The following is an 18,128-nucleotide window of genomic DNA, read 5'->3' on the forward strand; positions in this document are numbered from 1 at the left end:
CCATTGACCCGGTGTCTGCGCCCAGCCCATGATGTTATTCAGATCACAATCAAAGGAGATCCCGTGGCCGATCTGCGAGTCGCCGTCGACGTTGGCGGCACCTTCACCGATATCTGCATATTCGACGAATCCACCCAGTCCATGCGGGTGACGAAAGTCCCGTCCACCCCAGACAACCCCATGCAAGCTGTTCTCAACGGAGTCAGAAGAGCCAACATCAACCTCGGCGACGTCGAGCTCTTCTCTCATGGCACCACCGTTGCCACGAACGCTCTCATCACTCGTAAATTCCCCAAAGCTGCGATGGTGACGACCACAGGCTTTCGCGATGTCATTGAAATCCGCGACGGCACGAAAGATGACCTGTGGGATGCCTATTCCGATGTGTCCGGCCCCTACATCCGGCGTCGGGACCGCTTCGAAGTCACCGAGCGCATCGACTATTCGGGCAATGTCGTCACCACTCTCGACGAGGACGAGGCTCGTCGGGTCGGGCGCCTGCTGAAGAAGCGCGGGGTCGACACCGTGGCAATCTGCTTCATCAACTCCTACGCCAACGCCGCGCACGAGGTCCGCATGAGGGAGATTCTCATCGAGGAGCTTCCAGGCGCGAGTATCTCCACCTCGGCGGAGATACTGCCGGAGATCTTCGAGCACAACCGATTCAACACCACCGTCGCCAATGCAGTGCTCGGTCCCCTGGTCTCCGGATACGTCGAAGAGCTCGACCGCAACCTCACCGAGGACGGCTATTCCGGAGAGCTGCTCCTCCTCCACTCAGGTGGCGGATCGATGACCTCCGAGATGGTCAAACGTTTCCCTGTGCGCTTGGCTGCCTCTGGCATCGCCGCCGGAGCCATCGCCGCTCAGCACGTGGCCGAACAGTGCGGCTACGCCAATGCCGTCGGCCTCGACATGGGCGGAACCTCGACCGACATCTCACTCGTCGCCGATGGCGAGCTGCGAGTGACCAACGACTGGGAGGTCGAGTACGGCCACCCGATCGTCTTCCCCAGCATCGAGGTCCTCACGATCGGGGCCGGCGGTGGGTCCCTGGCGCACATCGACATCGCAGGATCGTTGCGCAACGGGCCGCAATCTGCCGGAGCGGATCCCGGACCGGCCTGCTATCGCCGGGGCGGTGCCGAACCGACGAACACCGACGCAAATCTGTGGATGGGACGGCTGGGCACCGACTTGGCCGATGGCGAAATGACCCTGGACAAAGCTTGCGCCAAAGATGCGATCGAGGCGAAAGTCGCCAGCCCCCTCAATCTAGGAGTCGATGCTGCGGCGGATTCGATCATCAAGGTGGCCAACGCCAATATGGCCGACGCTGTCCGGCTCGTCTCCATCAGACGCGGACTTGACCCTCGCGACTTCGCCCTCATTGCCTTCGGGGGCGCCGGGGCACTGCACGGGGTGGATGTGGCGAAAGAGCTGAACATTCCCACGGTCGTCGTGCCACCGAATCCGGGTGTCACCTCCGCGCTGGGATGTCTCTTGGTCGATATTCAGCACGATCTCTCCCAGATGTTCACCGGAGCCGCCGATTCGGCAGATTCTGAGGCCGTGGAACAGCATTTCAAAGAACTCGAGCTCGAGGGCCGGGAACGGCTGCGGCACGAGAAAGTCGCCGAATCCGACGGTGTCTTCGAGCGCGGCATCTCCATGCGCTACCAGGGACAATGGCGGTCCTTGCAGGTCAAGATGGGTGATGGGCCCAACGCTCTGCGGGAGGCTGTGCAGCTATTCCATGAAGAGCACGAGAAGCAGTATGCGTTCCGGCAGGACGAGACTCCCGTCGAGATCTACCAGCTCCACCTCAAGGCGTTGGGCAAGACTCCCAAGCCGAGCTTCCGCCCATCGCCCATCGGCACGGGTGATCCAGGTGAGCCTCTCGAGGTTCGCGAGGTGTACTTCGAGGGCAAGTGGCATTCCACTCCCGTCTATCAGCGCGAGAATCTGCCTTCCGGCGCCGCATTCATCGGGCCGGCGATCCTCAATCAGATCGATTCGACGACAGTCATCCCACCGGACTCCTCTGCTGTGATCGACGAATGGTTCAACATTCGCATCACAGTGGACTCCGCTACCGGCGAACCCGCCCTAACTGCGACTGCGGCCGATTCACCGCAGTCAGTGAAGTGAGGAGAAAACAATGACCACGATCGCTTCTGCGAAAACCGCAACCACTCTCGACCCGGTCACCTTCGAGGTACTCAAGAACGCCTTCGCTACCAGCGTCGACCTGATGAGCGAGCAGATTCTTCGCACCTGCTACTCCTTCGTCATCTATTCGCGTGACTTCTCATCGGCCCTGTGTGACAAGTACGGCAACACGGTGATGCAGGGCAGCGCGGACATCGCAGTCCACGTCGGCACCCTTCACTTCCAGTGCAAGGCAGTGATGGAGGAATTCGGCGACGACATCCACCCGGGCGACGTCTTCCTCATCAATGACCCCTATCGAGGCGGCACCCACTTCAACGATGTCAGCTTCATCCGCCCCATCTTCGCCGAGGACGAGATCATCGGGTTCGCTCAGAACAAGGGACATTGGGCCGACATCGGCGGGTCTGTGCCCGGCTCCTTCGACGTCTCTGCCAGTGAACACTTCGGGGAGGGATTGCGAATCACTCCCCTGCGAGTGTGGCACAAGGGCCGATTCCTCCATGATGTGGCTCAGCTGCTCGTATCGAACACACGGGCTCCTGATCAGGCACTCGGCGATCTCAACGCCCAGGCCGAGGCCACTGCGGTGTGCGAACGCGAAGTGCTCCGTCTTGTGGACAAGTACTCGAAGGACACAGTTCTCGATGCGATGCAGGAAACGCAGGACTACGTCTGCCGGACTGTGCTCGCCAGCCTCGGCGACCTTCCGCACGGAGAATGGGAGACGGTCGACTACCTCGATGGCGACCCTGCCAAGGGAGAGGGGCTCATACCGATTCGCGTCAAGCTCACCCTTGATGGCGAGGGCATCCACTACGACCTGACCGGAGCCGCCGAGGCGGTCTCAATCTTCCTCAATTCCGGATACGGAACCACCTATTCGGCAATCTATGCCGGAACGAAGACCTTCTTCCCCGACGTCCCACTCAATTCCGGGTTCTACGAGGCCGTCACGGCAGAAATCGGCGAGGAGGGCACTGTCGTCAACGCTGGTTGGCCGCACGCGGTGACCGGATTCTGTTCGGGCCCCTACGAGAAGGTGATGAACGCTATCTTCGAACTGTGGTCCCACATCATGCCTGAACGGGCCATGGCTTGTGCCTTCAACCTCGAATATCTCCTGGTGGGAGGCCATGATGGGCGAACAAAGTCGAAGCCGTATTTCATGTGGTACGACTGGATGGCAGGCGGCTGGGGAGGACGGTCCACGAAGGACGGCTCATCGGCGACCTCGCCGGTGTTTGGTACCGGGCTTGCGGTGCAACCGGTCGAAGGGCAGGAACGTCTGACTCCCGTCATCACCACACAGCATTCGATCAACATGGACTCAGGTGGGCCTGGAAGGTTTCGCGGAGGCTGCGGCGTCAATAAGGGCGGGATCCTCACCGATGCTGCCGGTGCTGTGATGAGTTACTGCTGCGACCGCGGTCGCTCCACCACTTGGGGCATCAACGGCGGGCTCCCATCGATCCCGCACGGTGTGTGGCTCAATCCCTCTTCGGACGATTCGAAATACCTGGGCGCAACGTTCTCGAACGTCTCCATCAGTCCTGGCGACACGTTCGAGAGGCCGAGCGCCGGTGGCGGTGGCTTCGGGGATCCACTTGAACGCACCACCGCCGAGGTGCTCGAAGACGTCATCGATGGCTACGTCTCCGTCGACCGAGCTGCCAAGGACTACGGTGTCGTGATCACCGAGATCGATGCTGAACTCGATGAATACGAAGTCGACGAGGTCGCGACGACGAAGATGCGTGCACAGATCCGATCCGAGCGCGCGTCGTGGCTGGCTGCAGATCCCGCCGAGGTGGCCCGCCGTTACTGCGCCGGAGACATCACTGTCCACGACGTCGTCCGGAAGTTCGGAGTCGTCCTCGACTGGGGAACTGGCGAACTGCTGGAGAAGTCGACCGGCCAGTTCCGTGACAGTATGCGGAAACGTTCGGCAGCACACTGGAAGTGAGCCACTCCGGGTCGAGTTCACTAGGGTTGTACTTCAAGGTCGCCTGAACGTCAGACAAGCATCCCGCGGCACTGCGAAGTGTCGCGGGATGCGCTCTGCGTACCTTGGTCGATTTCGGGAGAACCCTTCCGCCAACAATCTGTGAAGGAATCCCGCTACGAGTCATCCTCATGTGCAAAGAGCTCACGCCTATTGCGCAGACCCAACTTCTGAAACGCATTGGATACGTGAGACTTCACAGTAGTGACACTGATATAGAGTTCGCGAGCTATCTCGGCATTGCTGAATCGCTGCAGCACGAAACCAACAACTTCCGATTCACGTTTGGTGAGCAATGAAGAATTGATCCGGTCATCGAGGTCACGCGCTGTGGTATCAGAATCCAGTCCAGTGATCCACACCTTTTTGCCTACCGCTGTCGACCTGATGGTCTCCAGCAGGCTTGCTTGGGATTGATTCTTCGTAAGAAAGCTGTCGGCACCGGATAGAAATGCGAGAGTCGCGTCGCTCGGAGACGTGAACGAGGTGTACATCAGCACCTTCGTCGCCCGTGGCATCGCCTTGATCTCACGGCAGATCTCGAGCCCCTTGTTCTCTCCTTCGAAGCGAAGGGGAATAATCACGAGATCGACCGCTAGCGTCGACAACTGCTCGAAGACTTCTTCAGTCCGGGCGGCCTGTCCGGCAACACTCATATCTTCTTGAGCCGAAACAACGGTAGTCAGACCAAGGCTGACGATGGGGTGGTCTTCGACAATCAGCACCGCAATGCTCGTCATTCCTGGCTGTCCGTTCTACTCACCCGACTTCCTTTGGGCACCACTCCGACGGAATGGTGATGCGTGCAGTGCGAAGTGGATTGACCAGTTGGCTGATTTCGGCGTTGGAGACAATGCTGGTCAAACGATAGGCATCATCCCAATCCAGGTCATGCCACAGCCGCATGAGGTCAACCGCTTCTTCGAAACCCGTCCGAACGGCTTCGTGTATGTCCTCTGCACTGGAGAGCACACTCATTCCTGCAGAATGGATCACCACAGGCAGATGTCCTTCGTGGTCGACTTTACGGATGCTCAGTTGGATCTCCCCCGAGATCTCGATGCCAGTTCCGCCGAGTTCTCCATCACCTTGTGCTGCATGCAGATCACCGGCAGACACAAGGCCCCCGTCATGCTGCGCCTGAAGCAGAAGCCCGCTGCCGGGCCTCAACGTACGAGTATCGAGATTGCCACCGTGGACTCCAGGCAACTCGGTATTGATCTCTCCGACCCGAGGCGCAACACCGAGGACGCCGACCATTGGTGCAATTTCCACCGCCAGTGTGTCCGTGATCCACGCCCGCCCATCATCAACAGGCACGATCCGTGAGCTGGCCTGTTCGATCTTGTCGCCCAGAATGCCCAACCCCGGGGACAGAGCCATGACGCCCCATCGACCGACACTCACACGTTCGATTTCGATCAAGATCCAGTCGCCGGCCTGAACTCCCTCAACCGCGACAGGACCTGTCGCGCGATTGAACTTGGCCATGTCGACATCCGGCCGCAGAACCCGCTCCGAATCGATCTGTCCTGCATAGCAGTCAAATGTCTCCAGAACAAAGGATTCGCCAGTCGCAACCGTTGCCACCACATTGTTGATGCCCGATAACGCCGACGATGATTCTGTGTTTGGAATCCTCAGCATCAGGCCCACCCATCGGGAATCAGACCGACCGCATTCAACAGTGAGTAGATGAATGCCAAACCGAAGACGATGATGAGCAGCGCCTGTATCAGCGGATGTGCGATCCACCCGGCTGTCCATGCGGGCTCCTGGTCACCGAATCTGCGTGCACGATGCAACATGAGCACGGGAACTACGGACATGATGGCTCCGGCGAACCCTCCCGCATAACCAAGCGCCGCAACGAATCCGGTGAGATGGAATACACCGATCAGAAACGGTGGGATCGCGACAAGAGCCAATGCGGCGATGCGGTACCCGTTGGCGTTCTCCGCCGGCCATTTGAAACGGTCGAAGATGTTCGTCATCAAGGTCAGAGCGATTGCCCAGAATGACGTCATCATCGCCAACAGAGCGAAGACGTTTGAGAGCACATAGGCAACCTGCCCCAGACTCTGGCCCCACCCGATTGTGACCACTTCGGTGATGCTGTCTGGTCCCAGCATTCCCAGTGCCGCCAATGGAACGATCGCCAGAAGGAATCCTGTGATCCCCATGCCGACGATGACTGCTCGTGGAAGACCCTGCGGATTCGTCTCAGCCAAGCCACGCGCCAATTCCGGAACAGTGTACTGAGCGATGAACGAGAACACCGCCAGGTTCACGATCGGAATGATGAAGAAGGGGTGCACATATGTCAGATGCTCGAGGTGGATCCCCGGCCCGATGAACGTCCAGGCACACAAGAAGAGGATCAGCGCTATCATCGCGATCGACAGCCCCTGCTCAGATCGCCCCGTCGCCTTGAGCCCGAACCATACGACAACGAGACCCGGGATGAAGAACAGGAAGCTGCCGACGGTTACCGGTATCCCCAGAAGGTCGGCGAGAACATTGCCGCTGCCCGAGGTATAGGCGATGAGCGCACCCAAACCGTTGATCACGACACCGGCGAAGATCAGCCAGGATCCGGCCTGCCCAAGATACTTCTCTGCCAGCCCTGACAGTTGCAGCGGTTCTTTCGTGCGCAGGGCGATCTCTGCCACGTAGAGCATCGAGGCCGTGGTCAAGAAGCCTGCCACCAGGAGGGCCACAAGAAGGGCGAAGAACCCGCCGTTCTTCGCCCCGTACGGAAGGCTGAGAATTCCCGCACCGATATTCGCGCCGACGATGATTGAGACACCCTGCCAAAAGGTGATCGTTTCGCTCTTGCGAATATTCACATTCTGTCTGGGTTGGTCAAACGTCTCACTCATTACCAAGCTCCTCCGGCGGTCCGATTCAGGGCGAGAGATCACGCCGAGGTGACGGTGCTCTCCGCAGCTTTCTGCTCATCAGGGTCAAGCATCGTTGCTTTATCAGTTCTCCACTCTATGTGTTCGACGCCACGTCCTTCTTCCTACCTGAGGGAGGAGATTGAGTTCACGAGTAACTGGGGTGAAGAACCCGGCACCTCCAACTTTTCGTACCCCCTGGTCGAATCCGGACAAATCCTATAGGATCTATGAAATAGGAATCAGTTCGAAGGGGAACTCGTGACCCGATTATTCAATGACCCGAATGACTTCGTCTCCGACATGTCGCGTGGTTTTGCGCTCGCCTCGTCCCGCTGGGTGCGAGCCGTCAACGGCGGAGTCGTGCGTTCCACCGCAGCAGATGAGCCGACGGTCTCGCTCGTCATCGGAGGCGGCAGCGGCCACTTCCCTGCCTTCTCTGGACTCGTCGGCCCAGGACTGGCCCACGGCACCGCAATGGGCAACGTCTTCGCTTCGCCGTCGACGAAGCAGATCATGTCCGTGGCCCGCGCCTGCGACCAAGGCCGGGGCGTCCTCTTCAGCTACGGCAACTACGCCGGAGACGTCCTCAACTTCGACCAGGCCCAGGAACAGCTGCGGGCCGAAGGCATCGATGCGCGCACGGTCGTCGTCACCGACGACATCTTCAGCGCCCCCAGCGGAGAGATCGAGAAACGTCGCGGCATCGCCGGTGACCTCGTCGTCTTCAAGGTCGCCGGGGCTGCCGCCGAGGCGGGCCTCGATATCGCCGACGTCGAACGATTGGCATCCTCGGCGAACGATCGCACCCGATCGATCGGAGTCGCGTTCTCCGGCTGCACCCTTCCCGGGGCCGATGAGCCTCTGTTCACAGTGCCAGACGGGCAGATGGCCATCGGGTTGGGTATCCATGGAGAACCAGGAATCGACGAGGTCCCCCTCCCCAGCGCAATCCAGCTGGCTGAGCTTCTCGTCTCACGACTCCTCGCCGAGGCACCCGATCGGTCGACACGAGTGGTTCCCATCCTCAACGGCCTGGGAACGGTCAAATACGAAGAGCTCTACCTTCTCTACGGGCTCATCGACCCCCTGCTGCGCACTGCCGGCTACGAGCTTGTCGATCCGGAGGTCGGAGAATTCTGCACGAGCTTCGACATGGCTGGCCTCTCACTGACTCTCCTGTGGCTTGACGACGAACTCGAACCGCTGTGGGCCGCCCCCTGCTCATCGGCCGCGTTCACCCGCGGGGAGCTCGGGACCGCGCATCTGCCGACAGGCCTCGCCGGACAGGAGCGCCCACAGGAACAGGTGAACACCGCAGCACCGGCTCCCGCCTCGAAGGCTTCACAGCAGCTGGGCAGAGAAGCCTCCGCCGCCATCACGCGAATCGCCGCAGTCCTCGATGACGCTGCCGGTGAACTCGGTCGCCTGGACAGCGTTGCCGGAGACGGCGACCACGGAATCGGGATGCAGCGCGGATCGAAGGCGGCAGCACGCGCCGCAGCTGACGCAACGGCCGCCGGCCGCGGTGCCGAGGCGGTGCTGGCCTCGGCCGGTGAAGCCTGGGCCGACGTCGGAGGAGGCACCTCCGGAGCGATTTGGGGGCGGATCATCGGCACACTTGCGGAAGGGTTCGCCGACGACTCCCACCCAACCCCCGCTTCGATGACTGCTGCCATCGATGCCGCAGTCGATGAGGTTCGCATGTTCGGCGGAGTCGAGGTCGGCGAGAAGACACTTCTCGATGCACTCGTCCCCTTCGCCACCGAGTTCTCCCGTACCGTCAGCTCCTCGGGCGACGACTCCTCGCCGCTGGTTCTCGCCCGGGCGACCACGTGTGCCGCGCACGCAGCGACTCAAGCGGCCCAATCCACTGCAGACCTCGTCGCGATGCGCGGCCGGGCCCGCTCCCACGGTGATCGCAGTGTGGGCACGCCGGATCCCGGCGCGATCTCCCTGGCGATGATCGCCTCGGTGATCGCTGAACAGTTCACCTCCGACACACCCCTACCTACACCCACCGAACGAAAGGCAGCGCGATCATGACCCTGCGAGTGGTCGTCGGATCCGACGACGCGGGATTCGACTACAAGGAGATCATCAAGTCCGACCTCGGAGATGACGCACGCATCACCTCGGTGGTCGACGTCGGAGTCGACTCCGAGTCGCACACCTTCTATCCCTCCATCGCGACCACCGCAGCTGAGATGGTCGCCCGAGGTGACGCCGATCGCGCGATACTCATCTGCGGCACCGGGCTCGGTGTCGCGATCGCGGCGAACAAGGTCAAGGGCATCCGAGCCGCCACCGCACACGACTCGTTCAGCGTCGAACGCTCGGTCCTGTCCAACGACGCCCAGATCCTCTGCATGGGCCAACGCGTCATCGGCCTCGAACTCGCCCGTCGTCTGGCCCGGGAATGGATCGGCTACACCTTCGATCCGGCGAGCGCCTCCAATGACAAAGTGGCACAGATCAGCGCCTACGAGTCCCGCTGATCCATGCCTGAGACCTCCTCGCTCGCACGCACTTCGCCACCGTCACCCGCTCTCCCGGACCGGCTCATCGGTATCAGCCTGAAGATGTACATGTCCCACGCGCAGACAGTGGACTGGGCCCACAGGGTCACCGAACTCACGCACGCCCACCCGGCAGTCACCTCGGGGGCGGCAGGGCTGGTCCTCCTCCCCCAGTTTCCGTCGATCCCCGCTTGTCTCGACGTACCCGGGCCGCTGCAGATCGGAGCCCAGAACCTGTCCGCCGAGGATGCCGGTGCTTGGACAGGGGAAGTCTCCGGCGCGGTGCTTGCAGAACTCGGCTGCCGCTACGTCGAAGTGGGTCATGCCGAACGTCGTCGCCACTTCCATGAGACCGATGACGTCGTCCGCGCGAAGATCGCCGCCGCACTGCGCCACCGATTGGTCCCGGTCCTGTGCGTGGGAGAGGAATCCGCCGGTACACCGGAATCTGCCGCCGCCGAGGTGGTGGCCCAGATCCGCTCGGCCCTGCCCACAACGGCTGGTGACCTGCCACCCCGGACCGGCGTCGTCATCGCCTATGAGCCGATCTGGGCGATCGGTGCGCAGCAGCCAGCCGCCCCGGACCACATCATCGCCGTCTGCGAAGCGGTGCATGCCCGCACTCGCACCCACTTTCCCAGTCTCGACTTCCGCCTCATCTACGGTGGAAGCGCGGGACCCGGCCTCCTCACCCGCCTCGGCCCCAGCGTCGACGGACTCTTCCTCGGCCGCTTCGCCCATGATCCCGATTCAGTGCCGAGGATCCTCGATGAACTCGCCGATGTCATTATGCTGAAATCATGAATGCACAGCCTCCGATCCCCCGCGCAGACATCGAACGCCGCGGACTCCGCGACCTCGTCTACGAACACATCCTCGAAATCCTCCTCACCGGAGAGATCTCCCCAGGCGAAAGAGTGTCCATCGACGGATTGGCCAGACAGCTCAATGTCTCTCCCACCCCCGTGCGTGAAGCCCTCGTCGACCTCGAACGCACCGGCCTCGTCGTCCGCGAGGCCCTGCGCGGCTACCGCGTCTCACCTCCTCTGGAACGCGGACAGCTGCAAGAACTCTTCATCGCTCGAGAAACGGTGGAGACCACGGCGACACGACTGGCCACACCGGCCGATGACGAGCTGCTCAGAGCATTGGCGGACGCCCATGCCGAGCATGAGAAGGCCGGTGACCGGGTGCGGGAGACGACGGAGCAGAGCAACAAGGCGACAGACACTCCCGAAGAGGCGCGCCGGATCCAGGTGAGCGCAGCTCAGGAGTACTTCGCCCGCGACCGGGACTTCCACGACAGGATCCTCGAGCACTGCGGCAACCGCTACCTCGTCAAGATGTCGCAGGACTTGGGGGCACAGGTTCACCGCCTGCGGCAGGCCCTGCCCCACGGCATCACCGACGTCGCCGAAGCTCTGGCCGAACATCGCGCCATCATCGAGGCCTTCGCCTCACCGGACTCGACTGCACCGGAGGCGGCCATGCGCCACCACATCAGGATGGTCGCTCACCGCGCACTCGTCGAAGACCCTCAAACTCCCATCCAAGAGAACCACGAGGACCCATGAGCCCCACCCATCACACCATCGCCTGTTGCATGCACGGCTTCTCTCCCACCGATTCCAACGGCCTGCCGCTCCAGGAGGCTGCCCCGCAGACGTGGGCCGAGATCTTCTCGACGCTGACCGGCCTCGGGTTCACTGCCCTCGAGATCGCCGACAGCCATATCCGCCCCGCCGATCTCTCACCTGAACGTCGCGGACTCCTCAAAGATCTTGCCGCCTCGGCGGGGGTCGAGCTCACCTCCATCCATGTCCAACGCCAGTCGATCATCGACCCCGACCGTGGGGAGGCCAACCTCGACTACGCGCATCGAACGATAGATGCGGCCGCAGAACTCGGCTGTCAGGTCTTCTCCACGGGACTCCATCAGCCCTTCTCCCACGCCCAACGCGAGGCCCTGTGGTTCTGGACGGCGAAAGGCTGGACCGACCCCGCCGACCCCGAGGTCCGCGCCCTGGCCGTCCGACGCCTGCGGGAGCTGGGTCGGCACGCCGCCGAGGTGGGCCTGCCAATGTCCTTGGAGATGTACGAGGACACGTATCTGGGCACCGCCGAATCCGCTGTCCGTCTCATTGATGAGATCGGACTCGACAACGTCGGCCTCAATCCCGACATCGGCAATCTCATCCGCCTGCACCGCCCCATCGATGACTGGCGGGAGATGCACGAACTGACACTGCCCTACGCGAACTACTGGCACATGAAGAACTACCAGCGCGACGAGGCCGCCGACGGCTCCTGGTTCACGTCCCATCCGACGACGATGCGCGACGGACTCATCAACTACCGCGCAATGGTCACCCGCGCCGTGGAGCTCGGCTTCAACGGCCCCTTCCTCATGGAGCAGTACGGGGGCGACAGCCTCGGCGTCTGCGCGGAGAACAGAACCTACCTCGTAGGGCTCCTCTCCACCGCCCCATCAACGAAAGGCACGACAGGCTCATGACACCCTCTTCTCCTGGTTCCCAGTCATCGATCTCCCTGGGACCGGCTTTCCCTGCCGAACGCACCGCGGTTCTCACCGGTGTCGGCAGCGCCAACGGAATCGGCCGCCATACCGCGCACCGCCTGGCACGGACCGGCTGGAACCTCGGACTCATTGCCCGCCGCACCGACGAAGCCCAGGAACTTGCCGCAGAGATCACCGAAGAATATGGAGTGGCCGCCCTCGGCATGGGCGTGGACGTGACTCGATCAGCGGAGATCGCAGAGGCGGCGGCCGCCTTCGAAGCGGGCCTGCCCCAGATCGTTGCGCTGGCGAACTTCGCCGGAGTCTCCTCCTCGACGACCTACTTCGAGATCACCGACGAGGAGTGGGCTCGGGTGATGACGAACAACCTCACCTCGACCCATCTCGTCACTCAGGCCTTCGGCCGCATCATGGCGAACAACGGCGTGGGCCGCATCATCGGCCTATCCTCGGTCACGGCGCAGAAGGGTGGCGGAACGTTCTCCAAGACCGCCTACGCCGCAGCCAAGGCCGGGATCGTCGGCCTCATGCGCGGTGTCGCCCTGGAACTCGGCCCCTACGGGGTCACCGCGAACTCGGTGTCCCCTGGCCCCGTCGACACCGATATCATGGGCGGCCCGCTCGATGACGAACGCCGCGAGGCGATGGGGGCGGCAACTGCCCTGGGACGAATCTCTGTGCCCGACGATGTCTCTGCCACCGTCGAATTCCTCATCAGCGAAGGCGCCGGACACATCACGGGCCAAACCCTGAGCATCAATGGCGGGCTCTACTTTCACTGATTTCCCACGCCCACATCACACCGATCCAATGGAGGATCCATGACCGTCAGCACAGACCACATCACGTTCGTCGGCATCGGGGCCATCGGCCTGCCCATGGCCCTGCGGCTGCAGCAGGCAGGATTCCATGTCACGGGCGTCGACCCCTTCCCGGGGCCCAGGGAACGTGCCGCTGCGGAAGGACTGCCGACAGAGGAACGACCGCTGTCTGCAGACTCCGCAGGCACGGTCATCGTCATGGTGGCTGACGGCAATCAGCTCAAGCAGGCACTCGATGGGGACGAGCAGACCGGGTCTCCCGGATTGCTCTCACTCATGTCGCCGGAAGCGGTGCTCATCATCATGAGCACCGTGGGCCCCGACACGGTGCGAGCTGCAGCAGAGCGCGCCGAAGAGCGTGGCATCGGCGTCCTCGACGTTCCCGTCACCGGGGGCATAGCCGGTGTTCTGGCGGGGACCCTGCGCATGCTCGCCTCCGGCCCACAGGAGGTGCTCGAGTCGCGCCGGACGGTCCTCGAATCCCTCGGAACGATCATCGACTGCGGCGAGAGAATCGGAGACGGGCAGTCGTTCAAAACGGTGAATCAGCTGCTGTGTTCAGTCCACGTTGTGGCCGCTGCCGAGGCACTGTCATTGGCCGAGCAGCTCGGACTTGACCAGGCAAAGGTCCTCGAGGCCATGACTGCCGGTGCCGCGAACTCGTGGATGCTCGGTGATCGCGGCCCCCGCATGCTCCAAGGTGTTGACGTCGAGGTGGCCAGCGCCGTCGGCATCCTCGTCAAGGACACTGCCATCGTCGCCGAGGTGGCCGAAGACCTCGACATCGATCTCGCCCTGCTTCCTGTGGCAGCCCGTAAATTCGGCGAGGCAGCAGAACTGGGCCACCTCCGACGTGACGACTCGCAGGTGATGCGGACCTACGAGGTGTGAGCGGCGCGCCGCGAGAGCGTGCCCCGTCGAACCTCAATCAGTGACCTGAATGGACGACAAAGGCTTCTTCTCAAACGAGAAGAAGCCTTCGTTGCGACCGTTGCGATCGCAGGGATCCGTGATCGGATCAGGCGAGGCCGAGTGCCCCGAGGATGGCGTTAAGGATATCTGGGAGATTGAGGTTGATCATGATTTTCCTTTCGTAAAGACACTTCACTTTTGTGAAGGCACCTTGATTTAATCAGTGATGTTTCCCCAGGTCAAAAGCTATGCCCTTCCAATCGGCAACCTACCGGATAGTAGTGTTCTCGATGCGGCCTCGGACCTGCCCGGAATCGACTCATCGCCCGCGCCATTCGTAGGGAGTCTTATCGATGAACGCGTGCACGGCACTGTGGAAGTCCTGCGAACCATAGATGCGCTCGACGATGTCCTCATCGTCAACTGAACCGCCAGCATCCGAGAGCCTGCGCACAACTTCCTTGACCGACCACATCGTCAGCGGCGCGTGCCCCTTGAGCGTATTCGCCCACTCTGCGGTCGCCTCGGCGATATCCTCGGTCACGAGTCCGACGAATCCTGCGGTCAGGGCCTCATCGGATTCGATGAACCGGGCACGCAGCAGCATGTCGACCACACGGGCACGCCCGAGCAGCTCGATGAGCAAGCTCAGGGTATCCCCGGACAGACAGTTGCCGAGGGTCCGCGCGATCGGCACCCCGAAGCGTGCCCGCGGTGAGGCGATGCGCACGTCGGCACAGGCGGCGATGCCAAGCCCTCCGCCGACACAGTAGCCGTCGATCGCCGCGATGACCGGGACGTTCACGGCTCGCAGTCGAGCGAGCACCTCGGAGATGCGCTTTTCGTACGCGACACCTGCGGGGCCATCGAACTCGACGAACTGAGCGATGTCCGTTCCGGCGACGAAGGCCTTCCCGCCCGCTCCGCGCAGGACCATGACGCGGATGGAGTCATCTCCATCGGCCGTTTCACACGCCTCGGCGAGGCCCATGTACATGTCCCAGGTCATCGCGTTGCGCGCCTCGGGCCGGTTGAAGGTGACGGTGAGGACACCGTCCTCGCGCTCGACGATCAGGTTGTCTGTCTTCGCCTCTGCGTCTGCTGCTTCGGTCATGGTCGCGCCTTTCCCTGTTCGCATCTCATTGTGACTTCAGTTCCACCAGCTCGGCTTCTGAGAACCCGAGTTCATCGAGAATCGAGTTGTCGGCACCGAGAGAGGGGCCGGCAGGTCCTCGCCTGGCCGGCGTTCGTGACAATCGCATCGGAGAGCCGATCTGCCGAACGGTGCCGGCCACCGGGTGCTCAGAGTCCCAGAAGAAGTCGCGGCTGGCCAGGTGCTCATCCGTGAACACCTGCGAATAGTCGCTGATCGGTGCGCAGGGCACCCCAGCCTCATTGAGGACTTCGACGACCTCGTCGGTCGTCATCGTCTTCGTCTTCTCTTCGATGAGATCGATGAGCGCGTCCCTGTGAGTGAGCCTGTCATAGGACTCTTGGAAGCGTTCGTCGTCGAGCAGTTCCGCCAGGCCGAGGCCCTGACAGAACCTCACCCAGTTGCGAGGAGTGTTCGCACCGATGGTCACATACCCATCGGCTGAGTGGACCGCCTGATACGGGGCTTGGTTCTGGTGTGCGGAACCGTTCGGTCGGCCCACCTTCCCATCGACGAAGTATCCTGCCGCCTCCCACACGGCGTAGGAGACTCCGCTCTCGAAGAGCGAGACGTCGATGTACTGGCCCTCCCCTGATCGGTTGCGTTCATAGAGCGCCGAGGTGAGAGCAAGCGCCACATACATCGCCGAGGTGAGGTCGCAGATAGGCACTCCCACCTTGGCCGGTGGCGAGTCGGGCTGGCCGGTGATGCTCATCAGCCCGCTGCGGGCCTGGGCCATGATGTCGAGCCCGGCCAATTTCGCCAATGGACCATCCTGGCCCCACCCCGAGGCCGAGGCGTAGATGATCCCGGGGTTGCGCTCACGGACGTTCTCGTAGGCGACGCCGAGGCGCTGCATGACTCCGGGCCGCATGTTCTCCACCACGACGTCGGCCGTCTCCGCCAGTCGCATGAAGGCTTCCTGCCCAACCTCGCTCTTGAGATCGAGAGTGATCGATTCCTTGTTTCGGTTGATGAGCATGTATGGGGCGCTCTCTCCATTGATGAAGGGCCCTGTGCTGCGCGTCTGATCACCGCCCGTCGGGTTTTCGATCTTGATCACCCGTGCACCGAGGTCGGCCAGCTGCATCGTGGCGAATGGTCCAGCCATGAACACTCCGAGTTCAAGAACGGTCACCCCGGCGAGGGGCCCTTCGCCACCGCCAGTCGAGCCGGATTCGGTTTCATCCATGAGATCCTCCTCTGTCATTCGTCGATCCTGTAGGAATCACGTGCCCAACCTTGGACAAAGCATTGATTTGCTGGTGTGATCCGCGTTACAGTCTTCACACTACTGTATACAAAAGAGGATCTAACCGGAAGTGGTCACTCTCATCGCATCTCAACCCAGTTTGGCGACATTGGCCAGGCAAGCACTCGAAGGGACGATCCTGGCAGGAAACTACATGCCGGGAGAACGACTCGTGGAGGAGCGCCTGTGCGAAGAGCTGGGCATTTCACGCCCTCCGCTGCGTGAAGCACTCAAAGAACTCGCGCACACCGGTCTCGTCGAGCACGTGCCGCGCAAGGGCGTGAGGATCATGTCGATCTCCCAACACGATGTCTTCGAGATCGCCACCCTGCGTCGCGAACTCGAACGAATGGCCATGAGTCTGACGCTGCCCGAGCTCGCTCCGGACCGGGTCGAGCGCTGCCGCGAGACGCTGCGCACGATGGAGGAGATCGCCGAATCCGGCACCGAAGGCGACATGGTCGCGGCCGGGTTCGAATTCCATTATGCGGTCGTCGGCCTGGCCGGCCACGCGCGGATCGAATCGACCTACCGAGCGATGGCGATGCAGCTGCAGATGTGCATGGCGATGAACAACCAGGCCAGGCGGGAGATCGAGGATCTCGACGGCAACGTCGCCAGGCATGCGCGCATGCTCGACGTCATCCTTCGTCGCGACCCCGATGAGATCGAACGCGAATTCGACGACCACGGAAACCTGTCGTTTCTCGTCGACACCGTCGACCAACTCGACGGAGCCACCCCGGAATCCGATCGTTGGCTCGAGGAGGTACGCGCTTCGCTGTCTGCGACCAATTGAACTGTCGACGCTGACACCAGCCGACTGCAACACCAGCAACGCACTATCGGGCACCACAGAAAATTCTGTCAAGGGAGATGGAAATGCATTCGAAGAAACTGCTCACCACCGCGGCCGTGACCGGCACTCTCGCATTGGGCCTCAGCGCCTGCGGCCAAGCCTCGGGAGATACCGCCGGCGGAGAATTCGAACCGAAGGGCAATGTCACGATGATCGTGCCCTTCGCCGCTGGCGGCGGAAGCGATATCGCCGGCCGTGCCACTGCCTCGGGGCTGGAGGAGGCCACCGACAAGACCATCACGGTTCAGAACATCGATGGCGGCTCGGGAGCCGTCGGCTATTCGGAGTTCCTCGGGCGCAGCGGCGATCCGAACTACCTCCTCGCCACGGAGACGGCGATGCTCGCTCTGCCGGCAACACAGGATGTGGAGTTCACTCACGAGAGCTTCACTCCGATCATGAAGCTCGGGGATGACTACACTCTCGTCGTCACCAAGGCGGACTCTCCCCTGAAGACCTGTTCCGATCTCACGGATAAGGGCAAGAAGGAGCGTACTGTCGTCGCCATCTCCGGGGCCACCGGTCTCGACAACATCACGTTCACCCTGATGGAGAAGGCCACCAAGGCGAAATTCGATCGAGTGCCCTTCGAGTCCGGAGCCGAGGCCATCACCGCAGCCCTCGGCGGCCAGGTCGAGGCGATCTCAGTCAACCCGGGCGAGGTCTCCGGCCAATTGGAGTCGGGAGACCTCAAACCTCTGTGTGCTGCGGCCGATGAACGCTACGAATATCCGGAACTCAAGGATATTCCAACGGCAAAGGAACAGGGCATCGACGTCGCCTTCGCACAGTTCCGTGGTGTCATCGCTCCCGGAGACATTCCCGAGGAGGCGAAGGAGTACTGGATCAAGAAGGCGAAGGAGTTTGAGAAGTCGGACGCCTATAAGACCTACATCGAAGACAACATGATGCAGCCCAACGCCGCCTACGGCGATGACTTCGCCACCTACCTCGGCGAGAACGACAAAGAGCTTCGGGAAGCGATCGGGAAATGAT

Annotated in this window: 16 protein-coding genes; 11 read left to right on the forward strand and 5 right to left on the reverse strand. The window is 61.9% G+C overall.

Annotated features, from left to right (window positions below; translation table 11 throughout):
• Window positions 1-63: 63 nt before the first annotated feature.
• Window positions 64-2,151 carry a hydantoinase/oxoprolinase family protein gene (locus JTF07_RS12710; RefSeq protein ID WP_204234618.1) on the forward strand — a complete coding sequence of 696 codons (2,088 nt, stop codon included), beginning with the start codon at window positions 64-66 and terminating at the stop codon, window positions 2,149-2,151.
• A gap of 10 nt (window positions 2,152-2,161) precedes the next feature.
• Complete coding sequence (locus tag JTF07_RS12715; RefSeq protein ID WP_204234619.1) at window positions 2,162-4,138, forward strand: hydantoinase B/oxoprolinase family protein; 1,977 nt, start codon at window positions 2,162-2,164, stop codon at window positions 4,136-4,138.
• 155 nt (window positions 4,139-4,293) lie between these two features.
• Here JTF07_RS12715 and JTF07_RS20370 read toward each other — a convergent pair whose 3' ends face one another.
• The 3 genes from JTF07_RS20370 to JTF07_RS12730 are packed head-to-tail and all read right to left on the reverse strand — an operon-like array spanning window position 4,294 to window position 7,059.
• The gene (locus JTF07_RS20370; RefSeq protein WP_252199772.1) at window positions 4,294-4,917 is read right to left on the reverse strand and encodes a response regulator; all 624 of its coding nucleotides are present in this window, start codon (window positions 4,915-4,917) and stop codon (window positions 4,294-4,296) included.
• Between the two features lie 19 nt (window positions 4,918-4,936).
• Entirely contained in the window at window positions 4,937-5,824 is an 888-nt protein-coding gene (locus tag JTF07_RS12725) for an acetamidase/formamidase family protein (protein WP_252199810.1), read from the reverse strand.
• On the reverse strand, window positions 5,824-7,059 hold the full coding sequence (locus tag JTF07_RS12730) for an aromatic amino acid transport family protein (RefSeq protein WP_204234621.1): 1,236 nt from the start codon (window positions 7,057-7,059) through the stop codon (window positions 5,824-5,826). Before JTF07_RS12730 ends, JTF07_RS12725 begins: the two co-directional genes overlap by 1 nt.
• Window positions 7,060-7,338: 279 nt before the next feature.
• On the opposite strand from JTF07_RS12730, the gene JTF07_RS12735 reads away from it, so the two are divergent.
• From JTF07_RS12735 to JTF07_RS12765, 7 genes are read left to right on the forward strand one after another with little or no spacing between them, the layout of a single operon-like run.
• Entirely contained in the window at window positions 7,339-9,123 is a 1,785-nt protein-coding gene (locus tag JTF07_RS12735; protein WP_204234622.1) for a dihydroxyacetone kinase family protein, read from the forward strand.
• Window positions 9,120-9,575 carry a ribose-5-phosphate isomerase gene (locus JTF07_RS12740; protein WP_143924083.1) on the forward strand — a complete coding sequence of 152 codons (456 nt, stop codon included), beginning with the start codon at window positions 9,120-9,122 and terminating at the stop codon, window positions 9,573-9,575. Before JTF07_RS12735 ends, JTF07_RS12740 begins: the two co-directional genes overlap by 4 nt.
• A gap of 3 nt (window positions 9,576-9,578) precedes the next feature.
• The gene (locus tag JTF07_RS12745) at window positions 9,579-10,400 is read left to right on the forward strand and encodes a triose-phosphate isomerase family protein (RefSeq protein WP_204234623.1); all 822 of its coding nucleotides are present in this window, start codon (window positions 9,579-9,581) and stop codon (window positions 10,398-10,400) included.
• Window positions 10,397-11,170, forward strand: coding sequence for a GntR family transcriptional regulator (locus JTF07_RS12750; protein ID WP_204234624.1), 774 nt, complete (start codon window positions 10,397-10,399; stop codon window positions 11,168-11,170). Before JTF07_RS12745 ends, JTF07_RS12750 begins: the two co-directional genes overlap by 4 nt.
• Entirely contained in the window at window positions 11,167-12,111 is a 945-nt protein-coding gene (locus tag JTF07_RS12755; RefSeq protein WP_204234625.1) for a sugar phosphate isomerase/epimerase family protein, read from the forward strand. The genes JTF07_RS12750 and JTF07_RS12755 overlap by 4 nt, the downstream gene beginning before the upstream one ends.
• Window positions 12,108-12,917 carry an SDR family NAD(P)-dependent oxidoreductase gene (locus JTF07_RS12760; RefSeq protein WP_204234626.1) on the forward strand — a complete coding sequence of 270 codons (810 nt, stop codon included), beginning with the start codon at window positions 12,108-12,110 and terminating at the stop codon, window positions 12,915-12,917. The genes JTF07_RS12755 and JTF07_RS12760 overlap by 4 nt, the downstream gene beginning before the upstream one ends.
• Before the next feature lie 39 nt (window positions 12,918-12,956).
• Entirely contained in the window at window positions 12,957-13,847 is an 891-nt protein-coding gene (locus JTF07_RS12765; protein ID WP_204234627.1) for an NAD(P)-dependent oxidoreductase, read from the forward strand.
• 340 nt (window positions 13,848-14,187) lie between these two features.
• Here the strand turns inward: JTF07_RS12765 and JTF07_RS12770 are convergent, their stop codons facing one another.
• Both JTF07_RS12770 and JTF07_RS12775 read right to left on the reverse strand, forming a co-directional pair.
• Window positions 14,188-14,982 (reverse strand): enoyl-CoA hydratase/isomerase family protein, encoded by a 795-nt coding sequence (locus JTF07_RS12770; RefSeq protein ID WP_204234628.1) that lies wholly within the window; start codon window positions 14,980-14,982, stop codon window positions 14,188-14,190.
• 25 nt (window positions 14,983-15,007) lie between these two features.
• A complete protein-coding gene (locus tag JTF07_RS12775; RefSeq protein WP_204234629.1) occupies window positions 15,008-16,213 on the reverse strand; it encodes a CaiB/BaiF CoA transferase family protein in 1,206 nt (401 codons plus the stop codon).
• Window positions 16,214-16,343: 130 nt separating this feature from the next.
• Between JTF07_RS12775 and JTF07_RS20675 the strand changes: the two genes are divergently transcribed.
• A complete protein-coding gene (locus JTF07_RS20675; protein WP_204234630.1) occupies window positions 16,344-17,072 on the forward strand; it encodes a GntR family transcriptional regulator in 729 nt (242 codons plus the stop codon).
• 83 nt (window positions 17,073-17,155) lie between these two features.
• Window positions 17,156-18,127, forward strand: coding sequence for a tripartite tricarboxylate transporter substrate binding protein (locus JTF07_RS12785; protein ID WP_204234631.1), 972 nt, complete (start codon window positions 17,156-17,158; stop codon window positions 18,125-18,127).
• The last annotated feature ends 1 nt before the right edge of the window (window position 18,128 follow it).

This window comes from Brevibacterium sp. RIT 803 (genome assembly GCF_016892625.1).
Lineage (GTDB): Bacteria > Actinomycetota > Actinomycetes > Actinomycetales > Brevibacteriaceae > Brevibacterium.

What these genes read in the sequence shown, in the direction of transcription:
- JTF07_RS12715 (WP_204234619.1), top strand. Translation starts at nt 2,162, where the DNA reads ATGACCACGATCGCTTCTGCGAAAACCGCAACCACTCTCGACCCGGTC.
- JTF07_RS20370 (WP_252199772.1), bottom strand. Translation starts at nt 4,917, where the DNA reads ATGACGAGCATTGCGGTGCTGATTGTCGAAGACCACCCCATCGTCAGC.
- JTF07_RS12725 (WP_252199810.1), bottom strand. Translation starts at nt 5,824, where the DNA reads ATGCTGAGGATTCCAAACACAGAATCATCGTCGGCGTTATCGGGCATC.
- JTF07_RS12730 (WP_204234621.1), bottom strand. Translation starts at nt 7,059, where the DNA reads ATGAGTGAGACGTTTGACCAACCCAGACAGAATGTGAATATTCGCAAG.
- JTF07_RS12740 (WP_143924083.1), top strand. Translation starts at nt 9,120, where the DNA reads ATGACCCTGCGAGTGGTCGTCGGATCCGACGACGCGGGATTCGACTAC.
- JTF07_RS12745 (WP_204234623.1), top strand. Translation starts at nt 9,579, where the DNA reads ATGCCTGAGACCTCCTCGCTCGCACGCACTTCGCCACCGTCACCCGCT.
- JTF07_RS12750 (WP_204234624.1), top strand. Translation starts at nt 10,397, where the DNA reads ATGAATGCACAGCCTCCGATCCCCCGCGCAGACATCGAACGCCGCGGA.
- JTF07_RS12755 (WP_204234625.1), top strand. Translation starts at nt 11,167, where the DNA reads ATGAGCCCCACCCATCACACCATCGCCTGTTGCATGCACGGCTTCTCT.
- JTF07_RS12760 (WP_204234626.1), top strand. Translation starts at nt 12,108, where the DNA reads ATGACACCCTCTTCTCCTGGTTCCCAGTCATCGATCTCCCTGGGACCG.
- JTF07_RS12765 (WP_204234627.1), top strand. Translation starts at nt 12,957, where the DNA reads ATGACCGTCAGCACAGACCACATCACGTTCGTCGGCATCGGGGCCATC.
- JTF07_RS12770 (WP_204234628.1), bottom strand. Translation starts at nt 14,982, where the DNA reads ATGACCGAAGCAGCAGACGCAGAGGCGAAGACAGACAACCTGATCGTC.
- JTF07_RS12775 (WP_204234629.1), bottom strand. Translation starts at nt 16,213, where the DNA reads ATGGATGAAACCGAATCCGGCTCGACTGGCGGTGGCGAAGGGCCCCTC.
- JTF07_RS12785 (WP_204234631.1), top strand. Translation starts at nt 17,156, where the DNA reads ATGCATTCGAAGAAACTGCTCACCACCGCGGCCGTGACCGGCACTCTC.